Source organism: Rhodanobacter aciditrophus, assembly GCF_050026795.1.
Taxonomy (GTDB): Bacteria; Pseudomonadota; Gammaproteobacteria; order Xanthomonadales; family Rhodanobacteraceae; genus Rhodanobacter_A.
The window spans coordinates 691,738-706,789 of sequence record NZ_JALBWP010000012.1 but is presented as its reverse complement, the minus strand read 5'-3'; the positions used below and the strand labels follow the sequence as shown (position 1 = coordinate 706,789).

13 protein-coding genes are annotated in these 15,052 nt (G+C 68.4%); 6 read left to right on the top strand and 7 right to left on the bottom strand.

Annotated elements, in window-relative coordinates; all coding sequences use genetic code 11:
• Positions 1-64: 64 nt before the first annotated feature.
• Positions 65-1,267, bottom strand: coding sequence for a DUF1501 domain-containing protein (locus ACQGNW_RS16360; protein ID WP_426664323.1), 1,203 nt, complete (start codon positions 1,265-1,267; stop codon positions 65-67).
• Between the two features lie 9 nt (positions 1,268-1,276).
• On the bottom strand, positions 1,277-2,866 hold the full coding sequence (locus ACQGNW_RS16355; RefSeq protein ID WP_426664322.1) for a DUF1800 domain-containing protein: 1,590 nt from the start codon (positions 2,864-2,866) through the stop codon (positions 1,277-1,279).
• Positions 2,867-3,037: 171 nt separating this feature from the next.
• Here ACQGNW_RS16355 and ACQGNW_RS16350 point away from each other — a divergent pair, with 171 nt between their 5' ends.
• A complete protein-coding gene (locus ACQGNW_RS16350; protein ID WP_426664320.1) occupies positions 3,038-3,646 on the top strand; it encodes a class I SAM-dependent DNA methyltransferase in 609 nt (202 codons plus the stop codon).
• Between the two features lie 35 nt (positions 3,647-3,681).
• Here ACQGNW_RS16350 and ACQGNW_RS16345 read toward each other — a convergent pair whose 3' ends face one another.
• Positions 3,682-4,449, bottom strand: a complete 768-nt coding sequence (locus tag ACQGNW_RS16345; protein ID WP_426664319.1) for a TIGR00266 family protein — start codon at positions 4,447-4,449, stop codon at positions 3,682-3,684.
• 167 nt (positions 4,450-4,616) lie between these two features.
• A complete protein-coding gene (gene typA, locus ACQGNW_RS16340; protein ID WP_426664317.1) occupies positions 4,617-6,443 on the bottom strand; it encodes a translational GTPase TypA in 1,827 nt (608 codons plus the stop codon).
• A 177-nt stretch (positions 6,444-6,620) separates the two neighbouring features.
• Between typA and ACQGNW_RS16335 the strand changes: the two genes are divergently transcribed.
• Both ACQGNW_RS16335 and ACQGNW_RS16330 read left to right on the top strand, forming a co-directional pair.
• Entirely contained in the window at positions 6,621-7,130 is a 510-nt protein-coding gene (locus tag ACQGNW_RS16335) for a peptidylprolyl isomerase (RefSeq protein WP_426664315.1), read from the top strand.
• 137 nt (positions 7,131-7,267) lie between these two features.
• The gene (locus ACQGNW_RS16330) at positions 7,268-7,681 is read left to right on the top strand and encodes a YidB family protein (RefSeq protein WP_426664313.1); all 414 of its coding nucleotides are present in this window, start codon (positions 7,268-7,270) and stop codon (positions 7,679-7,681) included.
• Between the two features lie 62 nt (positions 7,682-7,743).
• Here ACQGNW_RS16330 and ACQGNW_RS16325 read toward each other — a convergent pair whose 3' ends face one another.
• Complete coding sequence (locus tag ACQGNW_RS16325; RefSeq protein WP_426664312.1) at positions 7,744-7,998, bottom strand: GlsB/YeaQ/YmgE family stress response membrane protein; 255 nt, start codon at positions 7,996-7,998, stop codon at positions 7,744-7,746.
• 246 nt (positions 7,999-8,244) lie between these two features.
• On the opposite strand from ACQGNW_RS16325, the gene ACQGNW_RS16320 reads away from it, so the two are divergent.
• The 3 genes from ACQGNW_RS16320 to prpE all read left to right on the top strand — a co-directional run bounded on the left by ACQGNW_RS16320 (position 8,245) and on the right by prpE (position 12,532).
• Complete coding sequence (locus ACQGNW_RS16320; protein ID WP_426664310.1) at positions 8,245-9,444, top strand: pyridoxal phosphate-dependent aminotransferase; 1,200 nt, start codon at positions 8,245-8,247, stop codon at positions 9,442-9,444.
• 48 nt (positions 9,445-9,492) lie between these two features.
• The gene (locus ACQGNW_RS16315; protein ID WP_426664308.1) at positions 9,493-10,476 is read left to right on the top strand and encodes a malate dehydrogenase; all 984 of its coding nucleotides are present in this window, start codon (positions 9,493-9,495) and stop codon (positions 10,474-10,476) included.
• A 166-nt stretch (positions 10,477-10,642) separates the two neighbouring features.
• Positions 10,643-12,532 carry a propionate--CoA ligase gene (prpE, locus tag ACQGNW_RS16310; protein WP_426664307.1) on the top strand — a complete coding sequence of 630 codons (1,890 nt, stop codon included), beginning with the start codon at positions 10,643-10,645 and terminating at the stop codon, positions 12,530-12,532.
• A 64-nt stretch (positions 12,533-12,596) separates the two neighbouring features.
• Here the strand turns inward: prpE and ahpF are convergent, their stop codons facing one another.
• Together ahpF and ahpC are read right to left on the bottom strand one after the other, a co-directional pair.
• On the bottom strand, positions 12,597-14,183 hold the full coding sequence (gene ahpF / locus ACQGNW_RS16305; RefSeq protein WP_426664305.1) for an alkyl hydroperoxide reductase subunit F: 1,587 nt from the start codon (positions 14,181-14,183) through the stop codon (positions 12,597-12,599).
• Between the two features lie 184 nt (positions 14,184-14,367).
• A complete protein-coding gene (gene ahpC / locus ACQGNW_RS16300) occupies positions 14,368-14,931 on the bottom strand; it encodes an alkyl hydroperoxide reductase subunit C (RefSeq protein WP_426664303.1) in 564 nt (187 codons plus the stop codon).
• Positions 14,932-15,052 lie beyond the last annotated feature (121 nt).

The window sequence follows — 15,052 nt, the reverse complement described above, 5'->3', positions numbered from 1 at the left end:
CGCGATGCGGGTCCGGAATCCCGCATGCCCGGTCCGCCGGCAAGCCCTCCCCCCCGGCAGGTGCCTACACCAGCCGCAGGTCCTTCGGCTTGGCCTGCGGGAACACCGTCTGCAACTGGCTGGCGTTCAGGCCCCACAGTCGCGCGAACAGCCCACCCAGCACGGCGCGGTAGTCGTTGAGCACCGGGTAGTCGCGGTTCTGGAACAGGTTCGGCTGGGTCACCGCGAGCTGCTCGCCGGCGATGCGACCGCCGGCCACCTTGCCGCCCAACACCCAGTGCACAGTGCCGTGGCCGTGGTCGGTGCCGCGGTCGCCGTTCTCGCGGAAGGTGCGGCCAAACTCGGAGAGCACCACCACGGCGGTGTCGTTCCAGTCGTCGCCCATCGCGTCGGCGTAGGCGGCGAGGCCTTCGCCGAGGTTCTTCAGGTTGTAGGCGAGGCCGCCCCTGGTGCTGCCCTGGTTGACGTGGGTGTCCCAGCCGCCGACGTCGACGAAGCCGAGCCGGTACTGGTCGCGCATCAGGGTGGCGATGCGCCGCGTCTCGGCGGCGAAGTTGTGCGCGCTGGGCGCGCCGCGGCTGGCGGCGATCATCTCGTTGCGCAGGTCGGCGGACACGGTCTTGGGCAGGGTGAGGCCGTCTGCGCTGGCCTGCGCCAGCGGCGTGCCCTTGTACATGCCGGCGAGGATCGCCGCCTGCCGCTCGTCGAAATGCGCCTTGGGATCGCCCTTCAGCGAGATGTTGGGGATGTCGCGCCGCGCGCCCTGGAAACTCAGCGGCAAGTTGTTGGTGAAGGCGATCGCCGGGGTGGCTTTGTCGAGCACGCCGGAGAGCCGCGCGAGGAAGCCGGAGCGGTAGTTGGCCACCGGCCCCAGCGGTTCGCCGCGCTCGATGTGGTCCTGCGTCTCGAAGTGGCTGCGCGTGAGGTCGTTGGTGCCTGCGAACGGGATGAAGGCGAGCTGCTTCTTCTGCCACAGCGGCAGCAGCGATTCGCGCACCACCGGGTTCAGGCCCCAGCCCGTGTCCAGCGCCACGGCGCTGTCCGGATTGCCCGGGTCGGGCCTGGCGATGGCCAGGGTGGGGCGCGACGCGTAATAGAAATCGCTGCCGCAGGGCACCAGCAGGTTGTTGCAGTCGTAGCCGCCGCGCAGGAACACCAGCAGGAAGCGCGGCGAACTCGCCGGCGCGGCGAACAGCCGGCTGGAAAACGACAGCGTGGACGCAGCGGCTGCGCCGGCGGCGGCAAGCAGGAATTCGCGACGGTTCATGGCGTCACCTCAGCGGTAGTTGAAGTCGGGCGAGGACAGCAGGAAGGTGTTCCACTCCATCGGCGACCTGGCCTTGGCCAGCGCGTCGCCGGTGGCGTCGGAAAGGACGGGGGCGATCGCGTCGCGATACAGCGCGGAGTCCCGGATGTCCGGTGGGCCCGGCGGCAGGGCGCGCGGGGCGTTGCCGCCGTCATCCGCGAACAGCCGGTTGCGGCCGCTGCCGATCACGCGCGCGAAGTCGAAGCGCTTGCTCATCTGGCCCGAGCCGGTCCAGCTCGCCGAATCCAGCGGCCAGCCGTCCGGAGTGATGCGGCCGTACAGCGGCTCCCCCATCTGGCGCAGCCAGTTCACCAGCGGCACCGCGTTGGGGATGGGCTGGCCGTCGTAGGTCAGCCGCATCGCGGAAACCAGGAAACGCATCGGATCCTTGAACTTGTGTCCGCCCACGGCGACGGCCTCTTTCGAGAGGAACATCGTGCGCAGCACGGCCGCGATGTCGCCGTCGGTGCGCTGGAAGGTGTGCGCCATGGCGCCCACCAGGGCGGGCGAGGGCTTGTCGGCGATGAAATACTCGGCGAGCTGCTGCGAGACGAAGTGCGCGCAGGCGGGCTGGTGCACGATCAGGTCCACCGCCTGCTCGATCTCGGCGTAGCCGCTGCCCTTGATGGTCTGGCCGAGGAACACCTTGTCGCCGAAGTCGTGCCTGGCCGGGATGAAGGCGAACAGGCCGTCGCGTACCAGACCGGGCCGCCCGCGGCCGAAGCGTCCGCCACGCATCGCCAGCTTCGGCGGCAACAGGCCGGCGCCGGTGAGCACGCGCATCAGCTGCTGCACGTCGTCCTGCGTGTAGCCCGAGCCCACGCCCAGCGTGTGCAGCTCCATCAGTTCGCGTGCGTAGTTCTCGTTGGTCTTGCCCTTGATGTTGTGCACGTTGTCGAGGTACACCAGCATCGCCGGGCTCTTCAGCGTGGCCATCACCAGGTCGCGGAACTTGCCCAGCGCGTGCGGGCGTATCACGTTTTCCTCGTAGTCGGCGGCGAACACGCGCACCGGGCCCTTGTTGGCGTAGACGCTGAAGTGGTTGAGCCAGAACCACACCAGCTGTTCCTTGAGCTGGTCGCCGCCGTACACCGCGTGCAGCAGTTCGGCCTGGGCGGCCTGCTGGTACAGGTCGCGGCGGTATTGCGCGAGCGCCTTCTTCGCGGCGTCCTTGGCGGGGCCAGCGGGCGTGTCCTTGAACTGCTTCTGACGGTCGCGGAAGTCCGCCCACAGTTGCGGCAGCGGCGTGTGCACCACGGGCAGGGCGTGGATCTGCGCAGCCACCTGCGGCGGCAGTGTGTCGTCGCCACCGGCCAGTTGCTCGTCCAGGAAACGCGTGCGGCCAAGCTCGCGGTAGTGCGCCAGGGTGGCGCTGTCCAGGCCGAACCCGTCGCGGCGCAGCCAGGCGAGGTCGGAGAGGCTCAGGCCACCCACGTCCGCGGTAACGGCGGTCGTAGGCATGCGCCGCGGGGCGGCCTGGCCGGCGCAGGCCAACATGGGCAGGCATCCCAGCAACAGGCCCGGCACGAGGCCGGGGCGGCGTATCGGTGCGGCAGGCATGCGTCCGTTCTCCGGCGAGGATGTCGGGCCTTCAACGCCGAGGGTGCCGGGGTGGATGACCACGGCATTGCAATGCGCCAGGTGGACTCGCTGGCGATTCATCTTTCGCAGCATTTTGCGTGAGCTGCCGTATCACGCCGGTTACCATGCGCATCCCGCAGGAGTGCCGCCATGCCGAAGACCTACGACCGCGCCTATTTCGACAAGTGGTACCGCGACCCGTCCCTGGCGGTGGGCTCGTCCGTCGCGCTGCGGCGCAAGGTGGCGATGGCGGTGGCGCAGGCGGAGTATTACCTCGGCCGGCCGATCCGCAACGTGCTGGACGTGGGCTGCGGCGAAGGCAGCTGGCGCGCGCCGCTGCGCGCGCTGCGGCCCGGCCTCGACTACCGCGGGCTGGACGCCAGCGAGTACGTGGTGGCGCGCTACGGCCGCAGCCGCAACATCGGCCTCGCGCGTTTCGGCCAGCTCGAACACCTGCGCTTCGACGCACGCTTCGACCTGGTGGTGTGCAGCGACGTGCTGCATTACCTCAGGCCCGCAGAAATCCGCGCGGGCCTCGTCGGCATCGGCGAGATGCTCGAAGGCATCGCCTTCCTCGAAGTGTTCACCAGCCGCGACGACGTCGTCGGCGACCGCCAGGGCTACCTGGCGCGTGCGCCGTCCTGGTATCTGCGCGAGTTCGGCAGGGTGGGTCTCCTGCCCTGCGGCTCGCACTGCTACGTGGGGCCACGACTGGAGCGCCATGTCGCCGCGCTGGAGCGGGCGCAGTTGCAGGCGTGATTTCCGCTTCCCGCTTTCGGGGGAAGACCGCGTTCCTAGTCGTTGTTGCCGAGCACCGAACCGATGACGCCGCCGAGCAGGCCGGCGCCGATGCCGGTCGATGCCGCCCTGTTGCCCTCGCCGGGCAGGTATTCGGCAACCTGGTGGGCCAGGCGCGAAATCGGCAGGGTCTGCAGCCACACCGTGCCGGGCCCGGTGAGCGAGGCGAGGAAGATGCCATCGCCGCCGAACAGGGCGTTCTTGATGCCGGGCACGGTGGTGATCTGGAAATTCACGGATGCCTGGAACGCGCCGACGTGGCCGGGATGCACGCGCAGCGTCTCGCCGGGCGCCAGGTCCTTCCGGATGAGCTCGCCGGACAGTTCCAGCCACGCGGTGCCGGTGCCGCTGATCCGCTGCAGCAGCAGGCCGGCGCCGCCGAAGATGCCCGCGCCGAGCGACTGCTGGAAGCCCACGCCGATGGCGACCTGCGACGTGGCGCAGAGGAAGCCGTGCCGATGCACCATGTATTCGCTGCCGGGCGCCACCGTTACGGGCACGATGTGGCCGGGCACCCTGGTGGCGAACGCCACCATGCCGGGGGACTGCACGGCGCGGTAGTCCGTCATGAACAGGCTGCCGCCGCCGGCCACGCGCTTGAACATGCCGAGCAGGCCGCCACCGCCGCCCATCTGGGTGTGGGTGGTCATCTGTATCGACGCGCTCATCCAGGACAGCTCGCCGCTTTCGGCAAACACGCTCTCGCCGGGATCGAGCTGCACTTCGAGCACCGGCATGGTCGTTCCCTGGATGTGTGTCTGCATGGCGAGTCCTTCGGGTGGCGATCGGTTGGGGGGTGTCCGTCGATGGCGCAAGGGCGCCGCCGCGAGTCGGGTGAAGATACGCTTCCCTGCAGCAGGCCGTAAGTCCCGCGGCCAAGCAAAAGGCCGCCTTGCGGCGGCCATCTGCTCCGGCGCATCGGTCGGCGTGTTCAGCCGCGCGAGGCGCGCTTGCGGTCGTTCTCGGTGAGGTACTTCTTGCGCAGGCGGATCGCCTTCGGGGTCACCTCGACCAGTTCGTCGTCGTCGATGAAGTCCAGCGCCTGCTCCAGCGACATGCGGATCGGCGGGGTCAGCTGGATGCCGTCGTCCTTGCCGGCGGCACGCATGTTGGTCAGCTGCTTGGCGCGCAGGGCATTGACGGTGAGGTCGTTGTCCTTCGCGTGGATGCCCACCAGCTGGCCCTCGTACACCTCGTCGCCGTCGCCCACCAGCAGGCGGCCGCGCTCCTGCAGCATGTTCAGCGCGTAGGCGGGGGTGGGGCCGGTGCCGTTGGAGATCATCACGCCGTTCGGGCGCTTGGCGATCTGGCCTTCTTCCTTCGGGCCGTAGTGGTCGAACACGTGGAACAGCAGGCCCGAACCCTGGGTGAGGGTCTTGAACTGGTTCTGGAAGCCGATCAGGCCGCGCGCCGGGATCATGTATTCCAGGCGCACGCGGCCCTTGCCGTCGGACTCCATGTTCTTCAGCTGGCCCTTGCGCACGCCCAGGCGCTCCATCACCGCGCCCTGGTGGGTTTCCTCCACGTCCACCACCAGCTGCTCGAACGGCTCCATCTGCTGGCCGTCGATCTCCTTGATGATCACCTCGGGGCGCGACACGGCCAGCTCGTAGCCCTCGCGGCGCATGTTCTCGATCAGCACCGACAGGTGCAGCTCGCCGCGGCCGGAGACCAGGAACTTGTCGGCGTCCGAGCCGTCCTCCACGCGCAGCGCCACGTTGTGCACCTTCTCGCGGTCCAGGCGGTCGCGGATCTGGCGGCTGGTGAGGAACTTGCCGCCGGACATGTCCTTGTTGCCGGCGAACGGCGAGTTGTTGACCTGGAAGGTCATCGAGATGGTCGGTTCGTCCACGGTCAGCGCCGGCAGCGCCTCGGGCACGTCGGGCGAGGTGACCGTGTCGGAAATGGTGAGCTCGGGGATGCCCGAGATCGCCACGATGTCGCCGGCCTCGGCGCTGTCCTGCTCGATGCGCTCCAGGCCCATGAAGCCCAGCACCTGGCCGATCTTGCCCGAGCGCTTCTTGCCCTCGCGGTCGATGATCGCCACCGGCATGCCCTTCTTCATCGTGCCGCGCTGGATGCGGCCGATGCCGATCACGCCCACGAAGCTGTTGTAGTCCAGCTGGCTGATGCGCATCTGGAACGCGCCCTCGGGGTCCACGTCGGGCTTCGGCGCGTGCTGCATGATCGCCTCGTACAACGGCGTCATGTCGCCCTCGCGGGCCTCCGGGTCGAGGCTGGCGTAACCGTTCAGCGCCGAGGCGTAGACGATCGGGAAATCCATCTGCTCAGGCGTGGCGCCGAGGCGGTCGAACAGGTCCCACACCTGCTCGACGACCCAGTCCGGGCGGGCGCCGGGGCGGTCGATCTTGTTCACCACCACGATCGGCTTGAAGCCCATCGCGAAGGCCTTCTGCGTCACGAAGCGGGTCTGCGGCATCGGGCCGTCCATCGCGTCGACCAGCAGCAGCACGGAGTCGACCATCGACAGCACGCGCTCCACCTCGCCGCCGAAGTCGGCGTGTCCGGGGGTGTCGACGATGTTGATGCGGTTGCCGTTCCACTTGATCGCGGTGTTCTTCGCCAGGATGGTGATGCCGCGTTCCTTTTCCTGGTCGTTGGAGTCCATCACGCGCTCGGCCAGCACGGTGCGCTCGCTGAGCGTGCCGGACTGCTTCAGCAGCTGGTCGACGAGGGTGGTCTTGCCGTGGTCGACGTGGGCGACGATGGCGATGTTGCGCAGGTTTTCGATGGACATGGGCGGGCTCGGGCGATGCGGGGATCGTCGCGCAGGTTTCTGAAGGGCGAATCGGTCGATTATACGCGCTTGTGCGGTGTTGCGCTGCCGGCGCGTCGAATGCGCCGCCGGCGCTGCGGTATGCTTGGGCGTTCGCGCGTCGCCGACGCCCCATCACGCCCAAGCCGAGGAATGCCCATGGCCATCCAAGTCACCCTCCACACCAACCGCGGCCCGATCCGCCTGCGCATGCACGACGACAAGGCGCCGCTGACCGTGGCGAACTTCGTGAACCTGGCGAAGCGCGGCTATTACGACGGCCTGTCGTTCCACCGCGTGATCGCCGACTTCATGATCCAGGGCGGTTGCCCGGAAGGCAGCGGCCGCGGCGGTCCCGGCTACCGTTTCGAGGACGAGTTCCATCCCTCGCTGCGTCACGACAAGCCGGGCGTGCTGTCGATGGCGAACGCCGGCCCGCGCACCAACGGCAGCCAGTTCTTCATCACCCATGGCCCCACGCCGTGGCTGGACGGCAAGCACAGCGTGTTCGGCGAGGTGATCGACGCCAACGACCAGCAGGTGGTCGACGCGATCAGCCAGGGCGACGTGATCGAGAAGGTCACCGTCGAAGGCGACGTGGATGCGCTGCTGGCGGCCAAGGCCGACCGTGTGAAGGAGTGGAACGGCGTGCTGGACCAGCGCGGCTGATCCGCCTGTCCCACCGGGGCATCCGATCGAAGCCGCCGTGACGTGTCACGGCGGCTTTCCTGTTCACGGCGTCCTCACCCCGCCGGCGCTATTCGCCTGACGGGTTCAACCTGTCGTCACCACCAGGGAGCGTAGCGATGTCCATACTCAATGATCTGCTCGGCGGCGGCCAGGCCAACGCGGCAGGCGGCAGTTCGCTGATTTCGCTGGCCGGGCAGCTGATCCAGCAGGCCGGCGGCGTGCAGGGGCTGGCCGGCATGCTGCAGCAGCATGGCCTTGGCGAGGCGGTGCAGTCGTGGATCGGCACGGGAGCAAACCAGCCGGTGTCGGGCGAGCAGCTCGGCCAGGCGCTGCAGAATGGCGGCCTGGGTTCGGTGGTGCAGGAGGCGGCCGGCAGGCTGGGCGTGGACCCCGGCCAGCTGCTGGGCCAGTTGTCGCAGGTGCTGCCGCATGCGGTAGACCATCTCACGCCCGACGGCCAGGTGCCGCAGGGGCAGGGCGGCTTCGATCTTGGCGCGCTGGCGGGCCTGGCCGACAAGCTGTTCGGCTGACGCGCGCGCATCGCCACGCATCGTGCGGGCGGGTGCTTGCCCGCCCGCACGGCCGCGCCTCGTCAGGAGGCGCTGGGCTTGAACAGCACGTGGTAGATCGCCAGCAGGATGACCGCGCCCACGATCGACGCGATGAAGTGCACGAAGCCGGTCGCAGGCCACCAGCCCAGGTTCTCGCCCACCCAGGTGGCGAGGATCGAGCCGACGATGCCGATGACGATGGTGACGATGAAACCCACCGAGTCCTTGCCGCCGCGGATGAACTTGGCGATGACGCCGACGATGAAGCCGATGATGATGACCCAGAGCCAGTGCATATCCGTGTGTCCTCATGCGTGGTTGATGACGTCCCCTGGACAGCGCAGGAGCCGCCCGTCCTGGCGGCCCCTTGCCGCATGCGCCGTTGCAGGCACCGCGGCGCCGGCATCATGCCATCCGCGCGCGGGGGCTTGTATCCAGGGATCGTGATGACGCCGGCATTCGGGGGAACGGGAGATGCGGCCACGCCGCATGCTAAAATCACGGGGTTTGCCGCTTCCGTCCCCCACGAACCCGAGGAAGTCATGCCCCAGCTCGCCCAGCGCGTCGGCCGCGCCAAGCCCAGCGCGATCATGGTCATCGCCGCCAAGGCGAAGCAGCTCAAGGCCGCCGGTCGCGACATCATCAGCTTCTCCATCGGCGTGCCGAACTTCCTGCCCGGCGAGCACGTGTACGCGGCGGCGCGCGAGGCGCTCAGCCACGACAGCGGCCAGTACGGCAGCAACCGCGGCGCCGATGCGCTGCTGGACGCGTTCCTCAAGCACATCGAGGCGCTGGGCTTCAGCGGCTACGGCCATGCCAACCTGTCGGTGGGCATCGGCGCCAAGCAGGTGCTGTACAACCTGGCCGAGGCGCTGCTGGACGAGGGCGACGAGATCGCCTTCGCCGCGCCGTACTGGACCACCTACCGCGACATCGCCGACATCGTGGGCGCGAAGGCCAACGTGCTGCATTGCGGCCCGGAGCAGGCCTACAAGCTGACGCCCGCACAGCTCGACGCCGCGCTGGCGCGCAAGCCCAGGGTGTTCCTGTTCAACAATCCGTCCAACCCGACCGGCATGGTCTACACGCGTGAGGAAATCGCCGCGCTGGCGGACGTGCTGGTGCGCCACCCCGACACCTGGATTGTCACCGACGACATCTACAACGCGATGGTGTTCGACGGGCTGGGCTACCACAACTTCGCGTTCGCGCGGCCCGAGCTGAAGGAGCGCCTGGTCTTCGTCGACTCGGTGTCCAAGACCTACGGCATGCCGGGCTGGCGCGTGGGCCTGATGGCCGGGCCGGAGCCGGTGGCCAAGGCGGTCACCACGCTCAACTCCAACCACATCACCAGCATCCCGGAAGTGATCACGGCCGCCGCGGTGGCGGCGTTCAGCGGCCCGCAGGACATCCCGCAGGCGAAGTGCGCCGAGTTCGCCGCCCGCCGCGACACCGTGGTCGCCGCGCTCAACGCGATCCCGGGCGTCACCTGCCCGCGGCCGCAGGGTGCGTTCTACGCGTTCCCCGACATATCCGTGGCATTCGGCAAGAGCCACAACGGCACGAAGATTTCCAACGACGTGGAGTTTTGCGCGGCGCTGCTGGAAGCCAAGGGCGTGGCCTGCGTACCCGGCTCCGCATTCGGCGAACCGCGCGCCCTGCGCATCTCCTACACCTGCCCGGCGGCCCAGTTGCAGCCCGGCCTCGAGCGCATCCAGGAGTTCTTCGCCGAACTCGCCTGAGGCGCAGAACGCTTTCGAATCCCGCACGACCCATCCCGGAGAACCATGATGAAAGCCCCCGTTCGCGTTGCCGTTACCGGCGCTGCCGGCCAGATCGGCTATGCCTTGCTGTTCCGCATCGCCGCCGGCGACATGCTCGGCCCCGACCAGCCGGTGATCCTGCACCTGCTGGAGATCACCCCGGCGCTGCCTGCGCTGCAGGGCGTGGTGATGGAACTCAACGACTGCGCGTTCCCGACCCTGGCGGGCGTGGTCGCCACCGACGACGTCAACGTGGCCTTCAAGGACGTGGACTACGCCCTGCTGGTCGGCGCCCGTCCGCGCGGCCCGGGCATGGAGCGCAAGGACCTGCTGGAAGCCAATGGCGCGATCTTCGCCCCGCAGGGCAAGGCGCTGAACGATCACGCCAAGCGCGACGTGAAGGTGCTGGTGGTCGGCAACCCGGCCAACACCAACGCACTGATCGCCCAGCAGAACGCGCCGAGCCTGGATCCGAAGTGCTTCACCGCGATGGTGCGCCTGGACCACAACCGAGCGCTGGGCCAGCTGGCCGAAAAGACCGGCAAGCACACCACCGACGTCAGGAAGGTCACCATCTGGGGCAACCACAGCTCCACCCAGTACCCCGACCTGCACCACGCCACCGTGGACGGCAAGCCGGCGCTGAGCCTGGTCGACCAGGCCTGGTACGAGAACGACTTCATCCCCACCGTGCAGCAGCGCGGCGCCGCGATCATCAAGGCGCGCGGCGCGTCCTCGGCCGCGTCGGCCGCGTCCGCCGCGATCGACCACATGCGCACCTGGGCGCAGGGCACCGCCGAGGGCGACTGGGTGTCGATGGGCATTCCGTCCGACGGCTCCTACGGCATCGCGCCGGGCGTGATCTTCGGCTACCCGGTGACCGTGAAGGACGGCAAGTACGCCATCGTGCAGGGTCTGGAAATCAACGCGTTCTCGCAGGCCCGCATCGACGCCACCAACAAGGAGCTGCGCGAGGAGCGCGCGGGCGTCGAGCACCTGTTCGCGAAGTAGGCAGGCGCGACGCGCTTGCTCGACGGAGAAGGGCGGCCTGGCCGCCCTTCTTCGTTTCGGTGCGGGGATCGGCCGTGCGGCCGTCGCGACGCCTGCGACCATCGTCGCGCTGCCCAGGCGGCGACGCCGAGGCTAGGCTTGTGGCGGGTCGGCACGGGAAGCGCGCATGGACTACGAATCGTTCTACCGGCAGTCGGTCGAGCAGCCCGAACTGTTCTGGGCGGAGCAGGCGCGGCGCATCCATTGGGAAACGCCGCCGCGGCAGATCCTCGACCAGTCGCGGCCGCCGTTCCGCCGCTGGTTCGTGGGCGGCACCACCAACCTTTGTTACAACGCGGTGGACAGGCACCTTGCCGAACGCGCGGAACAGCTGGCGCTGGTGGCGGTGTCCAGCGAGACCGGCGTCACCCGCGAGTTCAGCTATCGCGAGCTGCATCGCGAGGTGAATGCGTTCGCCGCGGTGCTGCAGTCGCTCGGCGTGGGCAAGGGCGACCGCGTGGTGATCTACCTGCCGAACATCGCCGAGGCAGTGTTCGCGATGCTGGCCTGTGCGCGCATCGGAGCGATCCACTCGGTGGTGTTCGGCGGCTTCGCGGCGCACAACCTCGCGCTGCGCATCGACGACGCCCAGCCGAAGCTGCTGATCTGCGCCGACGCGGGCATGCGCGCGGGCAAGGTGATCCCGTACAAGCCGCTGGTGGATGCAGCCCTGAACGAGGCCTCGGCGCCGCCGCCCAAGGTGCTGGTGGTCGATCGCGGACTCGATGCGCAGATGAACCGCGTGCCGGGCCGCGACCAGAATTACGCCGAGCTGCGCGCGCAGCACCAGGACGCCGAAGTGCCGGTGGCATGGCTGGAGTCGAACGAACCGAGCTACCTGCTCTATACCTCGGGCACCACCGGCAAGCCCAAGGGCGTGCAGCGTGATACCGGCGGCTACGCGGTGGCGATGGCAATGTCGATCCGCACCATCTTCGATATCTCGCCCGGGCAGGTGATGTTCTCCACCTCCGACGTGGGCTGGGCGGTGGGGCATTCCTACAACGTGTACGGTCCGCTGATCGGCGGCGCCACCTCGCTGCTCTACGAGGGGCTGCCCACGCGGCCCGATCCGGGCGTGTGGTGGGGCCTGTGCGAGAAGTACGGCGTGCGCAGCATGTTCTCCTCGCCCACCGCGATCCGTGTGCTGAAGAAGCAGGACGCACGCTTCCTGCACGCGCACGACCTGTCGAAGCTGGAGTGGCTGTTCCTCGCCGGCGAGCCGCTGGACGAGCCAACTTCGCAGTGGATCAACGCCGAACTGGGCGTGCCGGTGGTCGACAACTACTGGCAGACCGAGACCGGCTGGCCCGCGATTACCCTGATGCCGGGCCTGGAGATGAAGCCGGCCAAGCTCGGCTCGCCCGGCCTGCCGGCGCCCGGCTACAGGATGAAGGTTGTCGACGAGAACTCGGGCCGCGAGGTGCCGCCCGGCGAGAAGGGCGTGCTGGTTCTGGAGCCGCCGCTGCCACCGGGCTGCCTCAGCACCATCTGGCGCGACGACGACCGCTACGTGCACAGTTACTTCAGCCATTTCCGCGAGCTCGTCTACAGCTCGCTGGACTGGGCGATCCGCGACGCCGACGGCTACACCTTCATCCTCGGCCGCACCGACGACGTGATCAACGTTTCCGGCCACCGCCTGGGCACGCGCGAGATCGAGGAGTCGGTGGCCAGCCACCCGGCAGTGGCCGAGGCGGCGGTGGTGGGCGTGCGCGACGAATTGAGGGGCCAGGTGCCGGTGGTGTTCGCCACGCTGAAGCAGGCGGCGGGCGAGAGCACCGCCGAGGTGGCGCGTGGCATGCAGCAGTGCGTGGTGGACCAGCTCGGCAGCGTGGCGAAACCTGCGCGGGTCTACGTGGTCAATACGCTGCCCAAGACGCGCTCGGGCAAGCTGTTGCGGCGCTCGCTGCAGGCGCTGGCTGAACAGCGCGATCCGGGCGATCTCTCCACGCTGGACGACCCGGCCGCGCTGGAGGAGATCCGCAAGGCGCTGGAGCGCGGGCCGGAAGCCTGACGCCTGCGGTATTGCTTGCACGGAGCGCGCCCTTCTCCCGCCTGCGGGAGAGGGCCAAAAAGCCTCAAGCCGCGGCGGCTTCCGCCACCGGTGCCGACGTGCGGATCAGGTGATCGAAAGCGCCCAGCGCCGCGGTGGAGCCGGCGCCCATCGCGATCACGATCTGCTTGTACGGCACCGTGGTGGCGTCACCGGCGGCGAACACGCCGGGCAGCGAGGTCTGGCCGCGCGCGTCGATCACGATCTCGCCGCGGGGCGACAGTTCCAGCGTGCCCTTCAGCCACTCGGTGTTCGGCAGCAGGCCAATCTGCACGAAGATGCCTTCCAGCGAGAGGCTGTGCATGGTGCCGTCGGCGCGATCCCTGTAGACCAGGCCGCTGACCTTCTGGCCGTCGCCCAGCACTTCGGTGGTCTGCGCGCCGACGATCACGTCCACGTTGGGCAGGCTGCGCAGCTTGCGCTGCAGCACCTCGTCGGCGCGCAGCTTGTCGTCGAACTCGATCAGGGTGACGTGGGCCACGATGCCGGCCAGGTCGATGGCGGCCTCGACGCCGGAGTTGCCGCCGCCGATCACCGCCACGCGCTTGCCCTTGAACAGCGGGCCGTCGCAGTGCGGGCAGTAGGCGACGCCCTTGTTGCGGTATTCCGCTTCGCCGGGCACGCCCATCTGCCGCCAGCGCGCGCCGGTGGAAAGCACGACGGCCTTCGACTTCAACGTGGCGCCGTTTTCCAGTTCGACCTCGATGAGGCCGCTGGCCGATTCTCCTGCAGGCACCAGCTTCGTGGCGCGCTGCAGGTTCATGATGTCCACGTCGTAGTTGCGCACGTGCTGCTCCAGCGCGGCGCCCAGCTTCGGGCCCTCGGTGTAGTCGACCGAGACGAAGTTCTCGATCGCCATGGTGTCCAGCACCTGGCCGCCGAAACGTTCCGCCGCCACGCCGGTGCGGATGCCCTTGCGCGCGGCGTAGATCGCCGCCGCGGCGCCGGCCGGGCCGCCGCCCACCACCAGCACGTCGAACGCGTCCTTGGCCTTGATCGCCTCGGCGGCGCGCTGCTCTGCGCCGGTGTCGAGCTTCGCCACGATCTGTTCCAGGCTCATGCGGCCCTGGTCGAACAGCTCGCCGTTCAGGTACACGGTGGGCACCGACATGATCTGGCGCTTTTCCACCTCGTCCGGATACAGCGCGCCGTCGATGGCGACGTGCTGGATGTTCGGGTTCAGCACGCTCATCAGGTTGAGCGCCTGCACCACGTCCGGGCAGTTCTGGCAGGACAGCGAGAAATAGGTTTCGAAGCGGAACTGTCCCTCGAGGTTCTGCACCTGCGCGATGGTCTCGGCCGTGGCCCTGGACGGATGCCCGCCCACCTGCAGCAACGCCAGCACCAGCGAGGTGAACTCGTGGCCCAGCGGGATGCCGGCAAAGCGCACCTGGACGCCGGTACCGACGCGGTTGATCGCGAACGAGGGCTTGCGCGGCTCGTCGTCGTCGCGGCGCAGCGAGATCTTCCCGCTCATCGCGGCGATCTCCTGCAGCAGCTTGTCCAGCTCGCGCGATTTCGCGCTGTCGTCCAGTGCGGCGACGAGTTCGATCGGCTGCGTGAGTTTTTCCAGGTAGCCCTTCAGCTGGGCCTTGATGGCTTCGTCGAGCATGGCGAGCACTCCGGGTTCGGATGCGGGGAGGGGAAGGGACACTTGTGGCAGCGGCCGGCGCCATCGGAGGGGGCGGCTGCGGAGGGGGAGCGAAGCCGGGCGCAAGCCGCTGGCACAAGCATCCTCGGGGGAGGGAGCCGGGCGCCGCGGCGCCCGGTTCCGGTACTGCTCTACTGCGGGTGGATCAGATCTTGCCGACCAGGTCCAGCGAAGGGGCCAGGGTCTTCTCGCCTTCCTGCCACTTGGCCGGGCACACCTCGCCCGGGTGGCTGGCGACGTACTGCGCGGCCTTGACCTTGCGCAGCAGCTCCTTGGCGTCGCGGCCGATGCCGCCGGCGGTGATCTCCACGATCTGGATCTTGCCCTGCGGGTCGACCACGAAAGTGCCGCGGTCAGCCAGGCCGGCGTCCTCGATCAGCACCTCGAAGTTGCGGCTGATGGCGTGGGTCGGGTCGCCGACCATGGTGTAGCCGATCTTCTTCACCGCGTCGGAGGTGTCGTGCCACGCCTTGTGCGAGAAATGGGTGTCGGTCGAGACGCTGTAGATCTCCACGCCCAGCTTCTGGAACTCGGCGTAATGGTCGGCCAGGTCTTCAAGTTCCGTCGGGCAGACGAAGGTGAAGTCGGCGGGGTAGAAGAACACGACGGACCACTTGCCCTTGAGGTCGGCCTCGGTCACTTCGACGAACTGGCCGGCCTTGAACGCCTGCGCCTTGAACGGCTTCACTTCGGTATTGATCAAAGACACTTGCTGATCTCCGTTTGCGGGTGGTTGATGGGCTCAATTGTAGGGATTGCATTTCATCATTCCAATTGATTGTTGGGATTGGCTGGATAGATCTTGGCTATGGCTGGCGAGCGCGCCACGG